Here is a 14,108-nt window from a genome sequence, read left to right as displayed (position 1 = left end):
AGGCAGCATGAATGCCGCCGGTCTTCTTTCGCGGATGGCTTATCGTCATCTGTGTGTCGGCCTTACCCCGTTGCGTCTGCATCTATCGCGATTCACCAACCGCGTGCCCACTGGCCTGGTGGCTGCACCCACCGATCTGAGAGCGATCGATCCCTATTTTGCCGAGGAGTTGTTGCGCGGTCGCATCGCGCTTGCCGGGCGCGTCGTTGAAACAGGCGGCGCTTCGCCGTTTCAGGTAGATTACCCTTCAGCAGTTTTTGAAGAACGGCTGCAAGCATTCACCTGGCTGCGGCACATTCGTTCCGATAAATCGAGCGAGGCCTGCAAGCGTGCGCGTCGCATCGTTGCCGAGTGGATGGTGTTGCATGGCAAGCGCGTTACGGGCACGGCCTGGTCACCTGACATTGCGGCGCAGAGGCTGATAGCCTGGCTCTCGCATTCTCCCGTGGTTTTATACGAGGCCGATGCGGGCTTTTATCGCCGTTTCCTGAAGAGCCTCGCCTTTCATGTGCGTTACCTCGAGCGGATCGTCAAACATGCGCCGGATGGTGAAGCGCGGCTGCGGATCAGAATAGCGCTTGCGATGGCCTCCATCGCCATGCCCACACGGCTGTCACGGATCAACCGGAACGGAACGAAGCTGGCTCAGGAAATGGAACGCCAGATTCTCCCCGATGGCGGGCATGTTTCCCGCAATCCAAGGGTTATGCTGGATCTCCTGCTGGATCTCCTGCCGCTGCGGCAAAGTTATATTAATCTTGGCCATGACCTGCCCTCCGGACTGGTGCCGGCGATAGACCGCATGTTTCCGGCGATCCGGTTCTTCCGGCACCAGGGCGGCGATCTTGCGCTGTTTAACGGCGCCACGGCGACGCTCGCCAACGAGCTTGTTTCCGTGCTGCGTTATGATGAAACGGCCGGCCGGCCTTCCAAGGTCCTGACGGATGTGAATTACCATCGGCTCGCGACAGATGAGACTGTTATCATCGTGGACACCGGTTATCCCGGTTCAGCGGAACTGTCGCGCAGCGCCCATTCGGGGTGTCTCTCTTTCGAAATGTCCTGCGGTAAGAACCGGTTTATCGTCAATTCCGGGTTTCCGCGTAATGCCGCACCGGAATATCAGCGCGCCAGCCGTTCCACGGCGGCGCATTCCACCGTCACGCTTGCCGACACTTCGTCCTGCAGATTGTCGCGCTCGAGGTTGCTTGGCCCGATCATGGTTTCGGGCGTCAGCCAGGTCGATAGCCGACGTGGAACGGATGCAAATGGCAATGACATCCTTTGGGCGTCGCATGATGGTTATTTGCAGAATTTCGGCTGCTACCATGAGCGGGAAATAGAATTGAATGCGGCGGGCACCAAGATAAAGGGCCGAGACCTGCTTCGCGCTGACGAAACCGTGGCGAAAGCGCAATTGCAATCCGTGTCAGCGGTTTCCCGTTTTCACATCCACCCCCATATCCAGCTACACCAGCGGGATGAGGAGTCGGTTTATCTGGAGGCCGCGGATGGCACCACCTGGCTGTTTTCGGCGCCCGGACTGGAGCTTTTCGTGACCGATGATGTCTTCATGGCGGATGCATCCGGCATGCGTCCTTCGCAGCAGATCGAATTACCCTTCAATCTCGTCAATACCCGGGAAATCCGCTGGCTCATCGAACGCATGGGCTGACGGCTTTTAGGCCAGGCAGGGTAAAAACCGCCATAGTTTTTGCCGTTCGGCATCCTCGCTGTTTATTAATGCGGTAAGCTGTGTTAACGCGGCGGCAATCGCTGGATCATTCCCCTTCCAGCCTGTCCTCCCTATTATACGGAGTATGCCCGATGGCCGTGGTGTCCAAGAAAATTCCCGCCCCCGATAAGGTCAAGATTCGTACGGCGCTTCTTTCCGTGTCCGACAAGACCGATATTATCGAGTTGGCAACGGTACTCTCCAAGCTCGGCGTCAAGCTCCTGTCGACTGGCGGTACGGCAAAGGCCATTGCCGAAGCGGGCCTTGCGGTCACGGATGTCTCCGACGTCACCAATTTTCCCGAGATCATGGATGGCCGCGTCAAGACGCTGCATCCCAATGTTCATGGCGGGCTTCTGGCAATCCGCGACGATGCCGAGCATGTCGAGGCCATGAAGGCGCATGGTATCGAGGCGATCGATCTTTCCGTGATCAATCTCTATCCGTTTGAGGAAGTGCGCGCCAAGGGCGGCGATTATCCGACGACGGTTGAGAATATCGATATTGGCGGCCCGGCGATGATCCGCGCTTCCGCCAAGAACCATGCCTATGTCACCGTTGTTACCGACCCTTCCGACTACCCTGCGCTGGTGGAAGCCCTGCAGGCCGATGACGGACAGACCTCCTATGCGCTGCGCCAGCGTTTTGCCGCCAAGGCCTATGCCCGCACGGCTGCTTATGATGCCGTGATTTCCAACTGGTTTGCCGAAGCACTGGCGATCGAGACGCCTCATTACCGCGCCATCGGCGGTGTGTTGAAAGAAAAGATGCGTTATGGTGAAAACCCGCATCAGAGCGCCGGTTTCTACCTGACCGGTGAAAAGCGCCCCGGCGTTGCAACGGCGACGCTTCTCCAGGGCAAGCAGCTCTCCTACAACAACATCAATGATACCGATGCGGCTTACGAGCTGGTGGCGGAGTTCCTGCCGGAAAATGCGCCGGCCGTTGCCATCATCAAACACGCCAATCCCTGTGGCGTTGCGACCGGCCCTACCCTTGCAGAAGCCTATCGGCGGGCGCTGGCATGCGATTCCGTTTCCGCCTTTGGCGGCGTCATTGCGCTCAACCGCACGCTCGATGCGGAAACGGCGGAAGAGATCGTCAAGCTCTTCACCGAAGTCATCATCGCGCCTGACGTGACCGAAGAGGCCAAGTCCATCATCGCCCGCAAGCCCAACCTGCGCCTTCTGGCCGCCGGTGGCCTGCCAGACCCGCGCGCGGCTGGCCTCACAGCGAAAACCGTTTCCGGTGGCCTGCTGGTGCAGAGCCGTGACAATGGCATGGTCGAGGATCTCGAACTCAAGGTCGTAACCAAGCGTGCACCAACGGCGCAAGAGCTTGAGGACATGAAGTTCGCTTTCAAGATCGCCAAGCATGTGAAATCCAATGCTGTGATCTATGCGAAGGACGGTCAGACGGCGGGTATCGGCGCTGGCCAGATGAGCCGTGTGGATTCCGCCCGCATCGCCGCCCAGAAGGCGGAAGATGCAGCCAAGGCTCTTGGCCTTGCCGAACCATTGACGCGCGGCTCTGCCGTTGCGTCGGAAGCCTTTTATCCGTTTGCGGATGGTTTGCTTGCTGCAATCGCTGCGGGCGCCACCGCTGTCATCCAGCCGGGTGGCTCCATGCGCGATCAGGACGTGATCGACGCTGCAAACGAGCATAATGTGGCTATGGTCTTCACCGGCATGCGCCACTTCCGCCATTAAGCGCGCGATATAGACAGAAATGACGAAGGCCCGGAAAGTGATTTCCGGGCCTTTTGTTTCACGTGGGACAGTCGTTGGTGTTGCGGTTTCAGGTCACCGCGCCGACCTGCCACGGCACAAATTCATTGTCGCCGTAGTCATAAATTTCGCTCACCGTCTTGTCGCCGGAAGCGACCGCCAGAATATGCTCGAAGATTCGTTTGCCGGATTCTTCGATGGTTTCCGTTCCGGTGACGATCTCACCGCAGTTGATATCCATGTCTTCCTTCATGTGTTCATACATTTCGGAATTGGTGGCGATCTTGATGCAGGGAGAGGGCTTGAAACCTGAAACCGAGCCACGGCCGGTGGTGAAACAGATGACGTTGCAGCCGCCGGCGACCTGGCCGGTGACGGCAACAGGGTCATAGCCGGGTGTATCCATGAAGACGAAGCCTTGCTCCGTCACGGTCTCGGCAAATTCATAAACCGCCTTCAGCGGCATGGAGCCACCCTTGGCGACCGCGCCCAGCGATTTCTCCAGAATGGTAGTCAGGCCGCCGAGCTTGTTGCCGTGCGAAGGATTGTTGTTGAGTTCGTCGCCATTGCGGGCGGTATAGTCCCGCCACCAGTCGATGCGCTGCAGCAGTTTTTCGGCGACCGCAGGTGTGACGGCGCGTTTGGTCAGCAGGTGCTCCGCGCCGTAGATTTCGGGCGTTTCGGAAAGCACGGTCGTGCCGCCATTGCGGACGATAAGGTCGGATGCATAACCCAGAGCCGGATTGGCGGAGATGCCGGAATATCCATCCGAGCCGCCACATTCCAGTGCGACCTTCAGCTTGGAAAGCGGTTGCTCGGTGCGGCGGGCGGCGTTCACCATCGGCAGCATCGCCTTGATTTCTGTGATTGCCGCATCGATGGTCTTACGGGTGCCGCCATGCTGCTGGATGGTCATGGTGCGCAGCCGTTCGCCCTCTTCCATCTTGTAATGTTCGAGGATGGGGGCAATCTGGTTGGTTTCGCAGCCGAGGCCGATCAGCAGAATGCCGCCGAAATTCGGATGGCGCGCATACCCCTGAATGGTGCGGATCAGAAGGCGGTAACCTTCCGACTTGGTATTCAGCGCACAGCCGCCACCGTGGGTCAGCGCCACGACGCCATCGACATTGTCGAAGCCGTCCAAACCGCCCTGTTTGTTGAAATAGTCGGCGATGTAGCGCGACACAGTGGCGGAACAGTTCACCGAGGCGATGACGCCGATATAGTTGCGTGTGCCAACGCCGCCGAGACCACGGTCATAACCCATGAAGGTCCGGCGCTCGGCTTCCGGCACCATGCCCTTTTCCTCGATGTCGACGCTGAACTGATGCGCATGTTCTGACGGCACCATGGCGAGATTGTGCAGGTGCACATGCCGGCCAGCTTCAATGTCCTGGGTCGCGATGCCGATGACCTGCCCGTATTTCAGCACCTCGTCTCCGGATTTGATGAGTTTGAGGGCTACCTTGTGCCCGCGTCCGATCAGCTCGAGTGCCGCCAGATCACCCCTGCCCGTCGCTCCGCCAGCTGGGATAGACCGACGCGCCACCGCGACATTGTCGTTGGCGTTCAGCAAAATGGTTGCCTCGGAATTCTCACTCACGGGTTTTCCTCCTCCCGGTACATTGCCTGCTATGTTTGTCATTCAGCTATCCACCCAGCGGCGTTTCGAACCTTCCAGATGGATATGCATGGCGGCCTGCGCCAGCAGCGGATCCTTGAGTTCCAGCGCCGCCAGAATAGCTTCGTGCTCCTGCAGGGCGCGGGTCCAGGTGTCGCGATCTTCAAATTTGACGCGAAGCTGGGCTGAAATGGGGCTGTGGCGCTCATCGAAGAGGTTGGCCACCAGTCTCGCCAGAACGCTGTTGCCGGATTGCTCGGCAATGGTCACGTGAAACAGGCGATCCTGATCGAGGGGTTTGCGGCCAGCCTCGATTTCCTTTTGCATGGTGTTGAGAATCTGACGGAGGGCCGCGATCGTCTCATCGGTCATCCGGCTGGCTGCCAGCACGATGGTCGCCCCCTCCAGCGCGGCTCGCGCCTGCATCAGTTCGGAAGGGCTGTCTCCCAGCGACTTGGTGTGATGGGTCGTCTGAAGCGCTTCGGTAGATACATAGACGCCGGAACCCATGCGAATTTCGACGGTGTTGTCGATTTCAAGCGCAATCAGCGCCTCACGCAACGAGGGTCTCGACACGCCGAGTTTCTGTGCCAGTTCCCGTTCGGCGGGAAGCCGCGTTCCGGGCAGAAATTCACCCACGTCGATGAGTTCGCGTATCTGATCCGCAATCTGCTGATACAGCCTGCGCGGTTCCGCTATTTTGGCCTGACCACTCATGTGTTTTTTACTGAAGCCTTCGTGATACTTATATTTGGCCTTACCGTAACGTCAAGCGTGCCAATACGCAAGAAATTACTTAAATAATTGAAAATACGATGTTATTATGAATTTTCTTGTACTGACTTTCCGTTGCCTCCAAAGCGCGTCTTCAATTTTTGACCTAATTGGCTTGACCATTATAAAAAACCGGCCTAACCATTTGCCCTGTTCAAGGCCCCCGGTGGAGCGGGGAACAGGGTGGAGGTTTCCAGATGTCGCAGGGCGCATCGACAATTCGGGGCGATTTTTCGCCTGAGGAGATGGCGCGTGCGGAGCGTTCGGTCCTTCTGCGTCTCGAGAACATCAGCAAGGAATTTCCAGGCGTAAAAGCGCTGTCGAACGTTCATTTCGATCTGCGCAGCGGCGAAGTGCATGCCGTCTGCGGCGAGAATGGCGCGGGAAAATCGACACTGATGAAGATCATCAGCGGTGTCTACCAGCCGAGTGAAGGAACGATCCTGCACAAAGGCGAGAAGGTGCAATATGCATCGCCGCTGCAATCCGAAGCGGCCGGCATCGCCATCATCCATCAGGAACTCAACCTTGTTCCGCATCTTTCCGTTGCCGAGAACATTTATCTGGCGCGTGAGCCGCGCCGGGGTTTTCTCGTGGACCGCAAGAAACTGCGACTCGATGCCAAACGCTGTCTCGACCGGCTGGGGGTCGATATCAACCCCGACCAGCTGGTCCGCAGTCTTTCCGTCGCGCAATGTCAGATGGTGGAAATCGCCAAGGCGCTCTCTCTTGATGCCGAAGTGCTGATCATGGACGAGCCGACCTCCTCGCTGACCGAGCAGGAAACCCGGCTTCTGTTCAAGGTTATCCGCGATCTCAAGGCCTCCGGCGTCGGTATCGTTTATATTTCCCATCGTCTCGATGAGATGGCCGAGATCGTCGATCGCGTGACGATCCTGCGCGACGGACGTTATATCTCAACCGACGATTTCGCCTCGATCACTGTTGATGACATTGTCACGCGTATGGTCGGGCGTTCGCTGGAAGACAAATTCCCCGAACGCACCTCGCGCCCGACGGATGATATTCTCTTTTCCGTCGAAGGGCTGACGCGCAATGGCGTGTTCAGTGACGTCAGTTTTTCACTGCGGCGTGGCGAAATCTTAGGTTTTGCCGGACTTATGGGCGCGGGACGAACGGAAGTTGCGCGGGCAATCTTCGGGGCCGATCCGCTCGATGCGGGTAAGATCGTTTTCAACGGGCGCGAACTTTCGATCGGCTCGCCGCAGGACGCTATCGAGGAAGGCATTGCCTATCTCTCGGAAGATCGCAAAAGCGATGGCCTCGCCATCAAGATGTCGGTGGCGGCCAATACGACGCTCGCCAATCTCGGCGAGGTTTCCAACCGTTTCGGGCTGATCGATTTCAAGAAGCATGACGATGTGGCGAAGCGTTACGTCGATCTGCTGAATATCCGCACTCCCTCGATCGATCAGACCGTGCGGCTGCTTTCGGGTGGCAACCAGCAGAAAATCATCATCGGCAAATGGCTGTTCCGGCAGTCGCGCGTGCTGTTCTTCGACGAGCCGACGCGCGGCATCGATGTTGGCGCGAAGTTTGCGATCTACAAGATCATGGACGAACTGGCCGCGCAGGGCATCGGCGTCATTCTCATCAGTTCGGAACTGCCGGAAATTCTGGGACTGACGGATCGTATTGCGGTGTTCCATCAGGGCCGTATCACCGGCGTGCTCGAAACCGCCAAGACCAATCAAGAAGAAATCATGCGGTATGCGTCCGGTTACGGCCGGGCCGCGCAGTGAGGAACGACATGGCCAATATTGCAGAACCCAAGAAGGGCTTCGCCGTCAGCGATCGCCAGAAGGACATCATCCAGAAATTTGCGGCGCTCGGCAGCCTCTTTGCGCTGGTCGCGGTCTTCTCCGCGACCAGTAACGCCTTCTTCACCGTCAATAATGGCATGACGATCGCGCTGCAGGTGACTTCTATTGCGCTGCTCGGCATTGGTGCCACCTGTGTCATCATCACCGGCGGCATCGATCTTTCCGTCGGTTCGGTGCTTGCGCTTGCCGGCGTCGTTGCCGCCCTTGCGGTGAAGGAACTCGGCATGCCGGTGCCCATCGGCATGTTGCTCGGCATTCTGACGGGGTCGCTTTGTGGCCTCATCAACGGTCTTCTGGTGACGCGCTTCAAGCTGCCGCCCTTCATCGCCACTCTTGGCATGATGCTGATTGCCCGCGGTGTGGCCCTGCAGATCACCGGTGCGCGCGCCGTATCCGGCCTTGGCGAGTCCTTCGGCGAACTCGGCAATGGCGCACTCTTCCGCATCGTCACTATCGGTGACGATGGCTTTCCGAATGTCGTGTTTCCCGGCATTCCCTATCCGGTCATCCTGATGGTGGTGATTGCGCTTGCGGTTTCCTTCATGCTCAACCGATCCATCCTCGGCCGCCACATCTATGCCGTGGGTTCCAATGCGGATGCTGCCCGGCTTTCCGGCGTCAACGTCGCCCGCGTTACCAATTTCACCTACATCCTGTCCGGCACGCTCGCCGGGCTGACGGGCTGCGTGTTGATGTCGCGCCTCGTTACCGCCCAGCCGAACGAAGGTGTGATGTATGAGCTGGACGCCATTGCCAGCGCGGTCATCGGCGGCACGTCGCTGATCGGCGGCGTGGGCACGATTTCCGGCACGGCCATCGGCGCCTTTGTCATCGGCATTTTGCGTAACGGCCTCAATATGAACGGCGTTTCCGCCTTCACGCAACAGATCATCATCGGCCTCGTCATTCTGGTCACCGTTTGGATCGACCAGCTGCGCAACCGCCGCTGATCAAAAGGGCTGCGGACCCTTTCCGCAAACAAGATCGGCTGGGGAGGCCCGGATGCCGACATCACGGAGGAAGAAATGAAGAAAATTACGACTGCCCTTCTGACATCCGCAATCGCGCTGTGGAGCGTTTCCACCGTGCAGGCCGGTGAAATCGCCGTTATCGTCAAGACCGTCAACTCCACCTTCTGGCAGAACGTCCAGAAGGGCGCTGACGCGGCGATGAAGAACTCTTCCGGCAACACCATGACCTTCCAGGGCCCGGCTGCCGAATCGGCGATTGCCGACCAGGTCAACATGGTCGAAAACGCCATCAACCGTAAGGTTGCGGGTATCGTTCTGGCGCCTTCCGATCCGGATGCGCTGGTGCCTGCCGTCAAGAAGGCCTGGGAAGCCCGTATCCCGGTGGTCCTGATCGACTCTCAGCTCGCCAAGGGCTCTGAGCAATATTATCAGTCGTTCCTGGCGACCGACAACAAGAAAGCCGGCGAACTGGCAGCGCAGGCGCTGATCGACAAGGTCGGCACGGAAGGCAAGATTGCCGTCATGTCCTATGTCGCCGGTGCCGGTTCCGAAATCGGCCGTGTCGGCGGTTTCACCGATTACATCCAGATGCATTCGAAGCTTCAGATCGTTGGCCCGTTCTATTCGCAGTCGCAGATGGCGACGGCGCTGAACCAGACCACCGACGTGCTGGCCGCCAATTCCGACCTGAAGGGCATTTTCGGCGCCAATGAGCCGACCGCCATTGGTGTTGGTCGCGCGCTTGCCCAGTCCGGCAAGGCCGGCAAGGTCATCGCCATGGGCTTCGACGGTAACCAGGACCTGCAGAGCTTCGTCAAGGACGGCACGCTGGCCGGCATCGTGGTTCAGGGTTCGTACCAGATGGGTGAAAAGGGCGTGGAAACCGTGACCAAGCTCATCAACAAGGAAAAGGTTGAGAAGTTCGTCGATACCGGCGTCGTTGTTGTCACCAAGGACAATATCGAAAAGCCTGAGGCCAAGAACGTGCTTTACTGATACTGACGGCGCGCCGCCGAAGGGTGGCGCGCCTCATCACCTGCGTGCGGTTTAACCCACCGCTCCATTTCAAGAATTCGGGAAGTGCCTGCGATGAAAGTCTCCGATACACGTCAATTGCCGAACCGTCCGGTAGAGGTCACAATCATGGGCCTTGGTTGCGCCCAGATGGGCAATCTCTACCGTGTTACGCCCTATGAGGAATCCAAGGGTGCGTTCGACAAGGCGTGGGAAAGCGGCATGCGCTATTTCGATACCGCGCCGTTTTATGGCTATACGCGCTCGGAGCGTCGCCTAGGCACCATGGTGACCGAGCATGACCGCGGCGACTATACGCTCAGCACCAAGGTCGGCCGTGTGATGGTGCCGGATGAGACCGTGGGCCCGGAGGAGGATGCCTATATTGCGCCCCTGCCGTTCCGCCCGGTCTATGATTATTCCTATGACGGCATTTTGCGGTCCTTCGAGGCAAGCCAGCAGCGGCTGGGTATCTTGAAGCCGGATATTCTTTATGTGCATGATATCGGTTCCCATACCCATGGCGAAAAGCACCAACACTATTGGGAGCAGCTGACCACCGGCGGCGGGTTCCGCGCGCTTGGCAAACTGCGCGACGAAGGATCGACCGGGGCAGTCGGCCTTGGCGTCAACGAGTGGGAAATCATCAACGACGCCATGGATGTCTTCGATATCGACGTCGCCATGCTGGCCGGCCGTTATACGCTGCTCGAACAGCAAAGCCTTGCTTTCATGAACCGCTGCGCTGAAAGCGGCGTAGCCATCATTGTCGCAGGCGCTTTCAATTCGGGCATTCTGGCTGGCAACCGCAAATTCAACTATGCCGATGCGCCTGCCGATATCCTTAAGCGCGTGGATGCGCTGCACAGCGTATGTGAGGAGCAGGGTGTCTCGCTGCAGGCCGCCGCGCTGCAGTTTCCGCTTGCCCATCCGGCGTCGGTCACGGTCGTTTCAGGTGCGCGCAATGCGCAGCAGCTCGCCGCCAATATCGAGTGGTTCGAACAGTCCATCCCGGATGAATTCTGGTCGGAGTTGCATAAGCGCGGCTTGATTGCCGACGGTGCGCCCGTGCCGGGCGGAGAGGTCTGAGGCAATGCTCATCGACGCCCACCAGCATTTCTGGCTGATGAAGGATCACGCCGGGCAATGGCCGCCGCCATCGCTGGCCGCTATCTACCGGGATTTTCTTCCTACCGATCTGTCGCCATTGCTGACGGCCGCCGGGGTTTCTGGCACGGTGCTCGTGCAGACGATGGAGACGGCGGACGACACGGATTTCATGCTGGAGCTTGCTGAAAACACCGATTTCATCAAGGGCGTTGTCGGCTGGGTGGATATGAAGTCTGCCGAAATGACCGAGGAGATCGCCCGCCGGGCGAAACATCCTGCCTTCAAAGGCGTGCGCCCCATGCTGCAGGGTATGGAAGACGTCGCTTGGATAGACGATCCCGCGCTGGACGCTGCCGTTGAAGCGCTTGTGAAGCACGGTCTGGTGTTTGACGCGCTGATTCTACCGCCCAATCTGCCGCATCTCCTCTCCTTCGCGCGCCGGCATCCCGAGTTGCCAATCGTGATCGATCATGGCGCGAAGCCTCTGATTGCCACTGGTCAATATAGTGACTGGCGGCGCGATATGGCGGCTCTCTCTGCCCTTCGCAATGTCCATTGCAAGCTATCTGGCCTGCTTACCGAGCGTGGTGAGCAGCGTCCGGAAGCGGTGCGGCCCTATGCCGAGACCATTCTGGACCTATTCGGGGGCGATCGGGCGATCTTCGGCAGTGACTGGCCCGTGCTGCGCCTTGCGGGTGACTATCAGGGCTGGCTGGATTTCTGCCGTGACATCGTGCCGGCCAAGGACCATGCGGCAGTTTTCGGCGGCAACGCCATTCGTTTTTACTCCCTTACTGACAGGTGATGCATGCTGGCGATTTTCTGTGACACTCCCGGTCAACTAACCGCCAAGGATCTGCCGCAACCCGTGCGCGGCGAAGGTGAAGTGCTGGTGCGTATTCGCCGGATCGGCGTTTGCGGTACGGATCTGCATATCTTCACCGGCAACCAGCCCTATCTTTCCTATCCGCGGATCATGGGTCACGAACTTTCCGGCACGGTTGAGGAGGCACCCGCTGGCAGCCACCTTTCCGCTGGCGATGTGGTGACCATAATTCCCTATATGTCCTGCGGGAAATGCAATGCCTGCCTGAAGGGTAAGAGCAATTGCTGCCGCAATATCGGGGTGCTTGGCGTTCATCGCGATGGCGGCATGGTGGAATATCTGAGCGTGCCGCAGCAATTCGTGCTGAAGGCGGAGGGGCTGAGCCTCGACCAAGCAGCCATGACGGAATTTCTGGCGATCGGTGGCCATGCGGTGCGTCGGGGTGCCGTCGAAAAAGGGCAAAGGGTCCTGATCGTCGGTGCCGGCCCGATCGGCATGGCGGTTGCTGTCTTTGCGGTTCTCGATGGCGCGGAAGTGACGATGATCGACGGTCGCACCGACCGGCTGGATTTCTGCAAGGACCACCTCGGTGTCGCTCATACGGTCGCCCTCGGCGACGGTGACACGGATCGTCTGTCCGACATCACCGCTGGCGATTTCTTCGATGCGGTTTTTGATGCGACCGGCAATCCGAAAGCCATGGAGCGCGGTTTCTCCTTCGTCGGTCACGGCGGCTCCTATGTTCTGGTGTCCATCGTCGCCAGCGATATCAGCTTCAACGACCCGGAATTTCACAAGCGCGAGACGACGCTGCTCGGCAGCCGCAACGCGACGCCTGATGATTTCGAGCGAGTGCTTCGCGCCTTGCGCGAAGGGAAAGTGCCGGAGGCGCTGATCACCCATCGCATGACACTTGCCGATGTTCCCTCGAAGTTCGCCGGCCTGACCGATCCGAAAGCCGGAGTCATCAAGGGCATGGTGGAGGTCGCATGACACCCGATACGCCCATCCTGCAATTCGGCACCAGCCGCTTTCTTCTCGCCCATGCGGATCTGTTCGTTTCGCAGGCGCTCGATAGTGGCGAGGCGCTGGGCCGCATTGCAATCGTCCAGACGACCGGCAATGCCGAGAGCCTGAAGCGCGTTGCGGCGCTGAACAGCGGCGCACCCTACCCCGTGCGTATTCGCGGTATCAGCGATGGGCAGGAAGTTGACGAGGAAATTCAAGGCAAGGCAGTCGCGCGGGCTTTGACCGCGGCGACCGATTGGGCCGCGGTGCGCCGTCTCGCCTGTGTGGCCGAGGTCATTCTATCCAACACGGGCGATCGTGGTTATGAGCTGGATTCGGGCGACGGACCCGAGCTTGCCGCCGATTTCACCATCGTGCCGAAAAGCTTTCCGGCGAAGCTTTGCATGCTGCTGCTGGAGCGTTTTGAGCTTAATCCGGAAGCGCCCGTCTCGATTTTCCCCTGCGAGCTCGTGCCGCGCAACGGCGAAAAGCTGAGCCAAGTCATTCGCCGGCTTGCAGACGAATGGCAATTGCCGGCGGGTTTTGCCTTCTATCTGAATGAGAAGTGCCGTTTCGCCAATAGTCTGGTGGACCGCATCGTCTCCGAGCCGATCGATCCTGTCGGCGCCGAGGCGGAACCCTATGCACTCTGGGCGATCGAGAAACAGGAAGGTCTCGTCCTTCCCTGTACCCACCCCGCGGTGGTGCTGACAGATGATCTCGACCACTATGAAAAACTGAAGTTGTTCCTGCTCAATCTCGGTCACTCCTATCTGGCGGAGCGCTGGGTGCAGGATGCACGCTCGAAGGACGAGACGGTGCGGCAGGCCATGGCCGACGACGCTCTGGTGGCGGATATGGAAGCGCTCTGGCACGACGAGGTTCTGCCGGTCTTTGCAGCTGAAGGCATGGGAGACGAGGCGAAAGCCTATATCGGCCTGTTGCGGGAGCGTTTGCGCAATCCCTTTCTCGCGCATCGCCTTGCCGATATCGCCGGCAACCATGACGAAAAGAAGCGCCGCCGTTTTGCCCCGGTCATTGCCGCCGCCGAAAGGCTGGAATTGAAACTGCCGCAGTCGAAGCTGCGGGCGGCGCTTGCCGCCATCAAGCAATAATGGAGTTTTTCATGCAGCGCATGGGCATGGTCATCGGCGTCAAGCCTGAGATGATCGCGGAATATAAAAGGCTGCACGCCGCGGTCTGGCCGGAGGTTCTGGCATTGATCAGCGAAAGCAACATTCGCAACTACACGATCTTCCTGCGCGAGCCGGAAAATCTGCTGTTCGGCTACTGGGAATATCACGGCAGCGATTTCAGCGCCGATATGGCGAAGATAGCTGCAAGCCCAAAGAACCAGGAGTGGTGGTCTTTCACCATTCCCTGCCAGCAACCACTCGAAAGCCGCAAGGAAGGTGAGTGGTGGGCAATGATGGAAGAAACCTTCCACCTCGATTGAACGATTTTCTTTGACTCTGACC

At 58.8% G+C, this 14,108-nt stretch carries 12 protein-coding genes; 10 read left to right on the top strand and 2 right to left on the bottom strand.

All coding sequences use genetic code 11. The features are described 5' to 3' along the window. Positions 1-7 precede the first annotated feature (7 nt). Positions 8-1,675 carry a heparinase II/III family protein gene (locus GSF67_RS13300; protein WP_006311056.1) on the top strand — a complete coding sequence of 556 codons (1,668 nt, stop codon included), beginning with the start codon at positions 8-10 and terminating at the stop codon, positions 1,673-1,675. Between the two features lie 152 nt (positions 1,676-1,827). Then, on the top strand, positions 1,828-3,444 hold the full coding sequence (gene purH, locus GSF67_RS13295) for a bifunctional phosphoribosylaminoimidazolecarboxamide formyltransferase/IMP cyclohydrolase (protein ID WP_006311048.1): 1,617 nt from the start codon (positions 1,828-1,830) through the stop codon (positions 3,442-3,444). Between the two features lie 88 nt (positions 3,445-3,532). On the opposite strand, the gene GSF67_RS13290 is transcribed toward purH, so the two are convergent. Together GSF67_RS13290 and GSF67_RS13285 are read right to left on the bottom strand one after the other, a co-directional pair. Then, a complete protein-coding gene (locus tag GSF67_RS13290) occupies positions 3,533-5,065 on the bottom strand; it encodes a UxaA family hydrolase (RefSeq protein ID WP_006311047.1) in 1,533 nt (510 codons plus the stop codon). A 42-nt stretch (positions 5,066-5,107) separates the two neighbouring features. Continuing rightward, a complete protein-coding gene (locus tag GSF67_RS13285) occupies positions 5,108-5,800 on the bottom strand; it encodes a FadR/GntR family transcriptional regulator (RefSeq protein ID WP_006311046.1) in 693 nt (230 codons plus the stop codon). Between the two features lie 254 nt (positions 5,801-6,054). Between GSF67_RS13285 and GSF67_RS13280 the strand changes: the two genes are divergently transcribed. From GSF67_RS13280 to GSF67_RS13245, 8 genes are all read left to right on the top strand, one after another. Continuing rightward, positions 6,055-7,620: a sugar ABC transporter ATP-binding protein gene (locus GSF67_RS13280; protein WP_006311045.1), complete on the top strand. Its 1,566-nt coding sequence runs from the start codon at positions 6,055-6,057 to the stop codon at positions 7,618-7,620. Between the two features lie 8 nt (positions 7,621-7,628). Continuing rightward, a complete protein-coding gene (locus tag GSF67_RS13275) occupies positions 7,629-8,651 on the top strand; it encodes an ABC transporter permease (protein WP_006311044.1) in 1,023 nt (340 codons plus the stop codon). A gap of 75 nt (positions 8,652-8,726) precedes the next feature. After that, positions 8,727-9,668 (top strand): ABC transporter substrate-binding protein, encoded by a 942-nt coding sequence (locus GSF67_RS13270; protein WP_006311043.1) that lies wholly within the window; start codon positions 8,727-8,729, stop codon positions 9,666-9,668. 93 nt (positions 9,669-9,761) lie between these two features. Further along, positions 9,762-10,775: an aldo/keto reductase gene (locus GSF67_RS13265; protein ID WP_006311042.1), complete on the top strand. Its 1,014-nt coding sequence runs from the start codon at positions 9,762-9,764 to the stop codon at positions 10,773-10,775. Positions 10,776-10,779: 4 nt separating this feature from the next. Then, positions 10,780-11,601 carry an amidohydrolase gene (locus GSF67_RS13260; RefSeq protein ID WP_006311041.1) on the top strand — a complete coding sequence of 274 codons (822 nt, stop codon included), beginning with the start codon at positions 10,780-10,782 and terminating at the stop codon, positions 11,599-11,601. A gap of 3 nt (positions 11,602-11,604) precedes the next feature. Further along, the gene (locus GSF67_RS13255; RefSeq protein WP_006311040.1) at positions 11,605-12,615 is read left to right on the top strand and encodes a zinc-binding alcohol dehydrogenase family protein; all 1,011 of its coding nucleotides are present in this window, start codon (positions 11,605-11,607) and stop codon (positions 12,613-12,615) included. Then, positions 12,612-13,745: a mannitol dehydrogenase family protein gene (locus GSF67_RS13250; RefSeq protein ID WP_006311039.1), complete on the top strand. Its 1,134-nt coding sequence runs from the start codon at positions 12,612-12,614 to the stop codon at positions 13,743-13,745. Before GSF67_RS13255 ends, GSF67_RS13250 begins: the two co-directional genes overlap by 4 nt. 11 nt (positions 13,746-13,756) lie before the next feature. Next, a complete protein-coding gene (locus tag GSF67_RS13245) occupies positions 13,757-14,086 on the top strand; it encodes an L-rhamnose mutarotase (protein ID WP_010972585.1) in 330 nt (109 codons plus the stop codon). The last annotated feature ends 22 nt before the right edge of the window (positions 14,087-14,108 follow it).

It is taken from the genome of Agrobacterium sp. CGMCC 11546 (genome assembly GCF_013365515.1).
GTDB classification, from domain to species: Bacteria; Pseudomonadota; Alphaproteobacteria; order Rhizobiales; family Rhizobiaceae; genus Agrobacterium; species Agrobacterium fabrum.
This window is presented reverse-complemented; position numbering and strand designations above follow the sequence as displayed.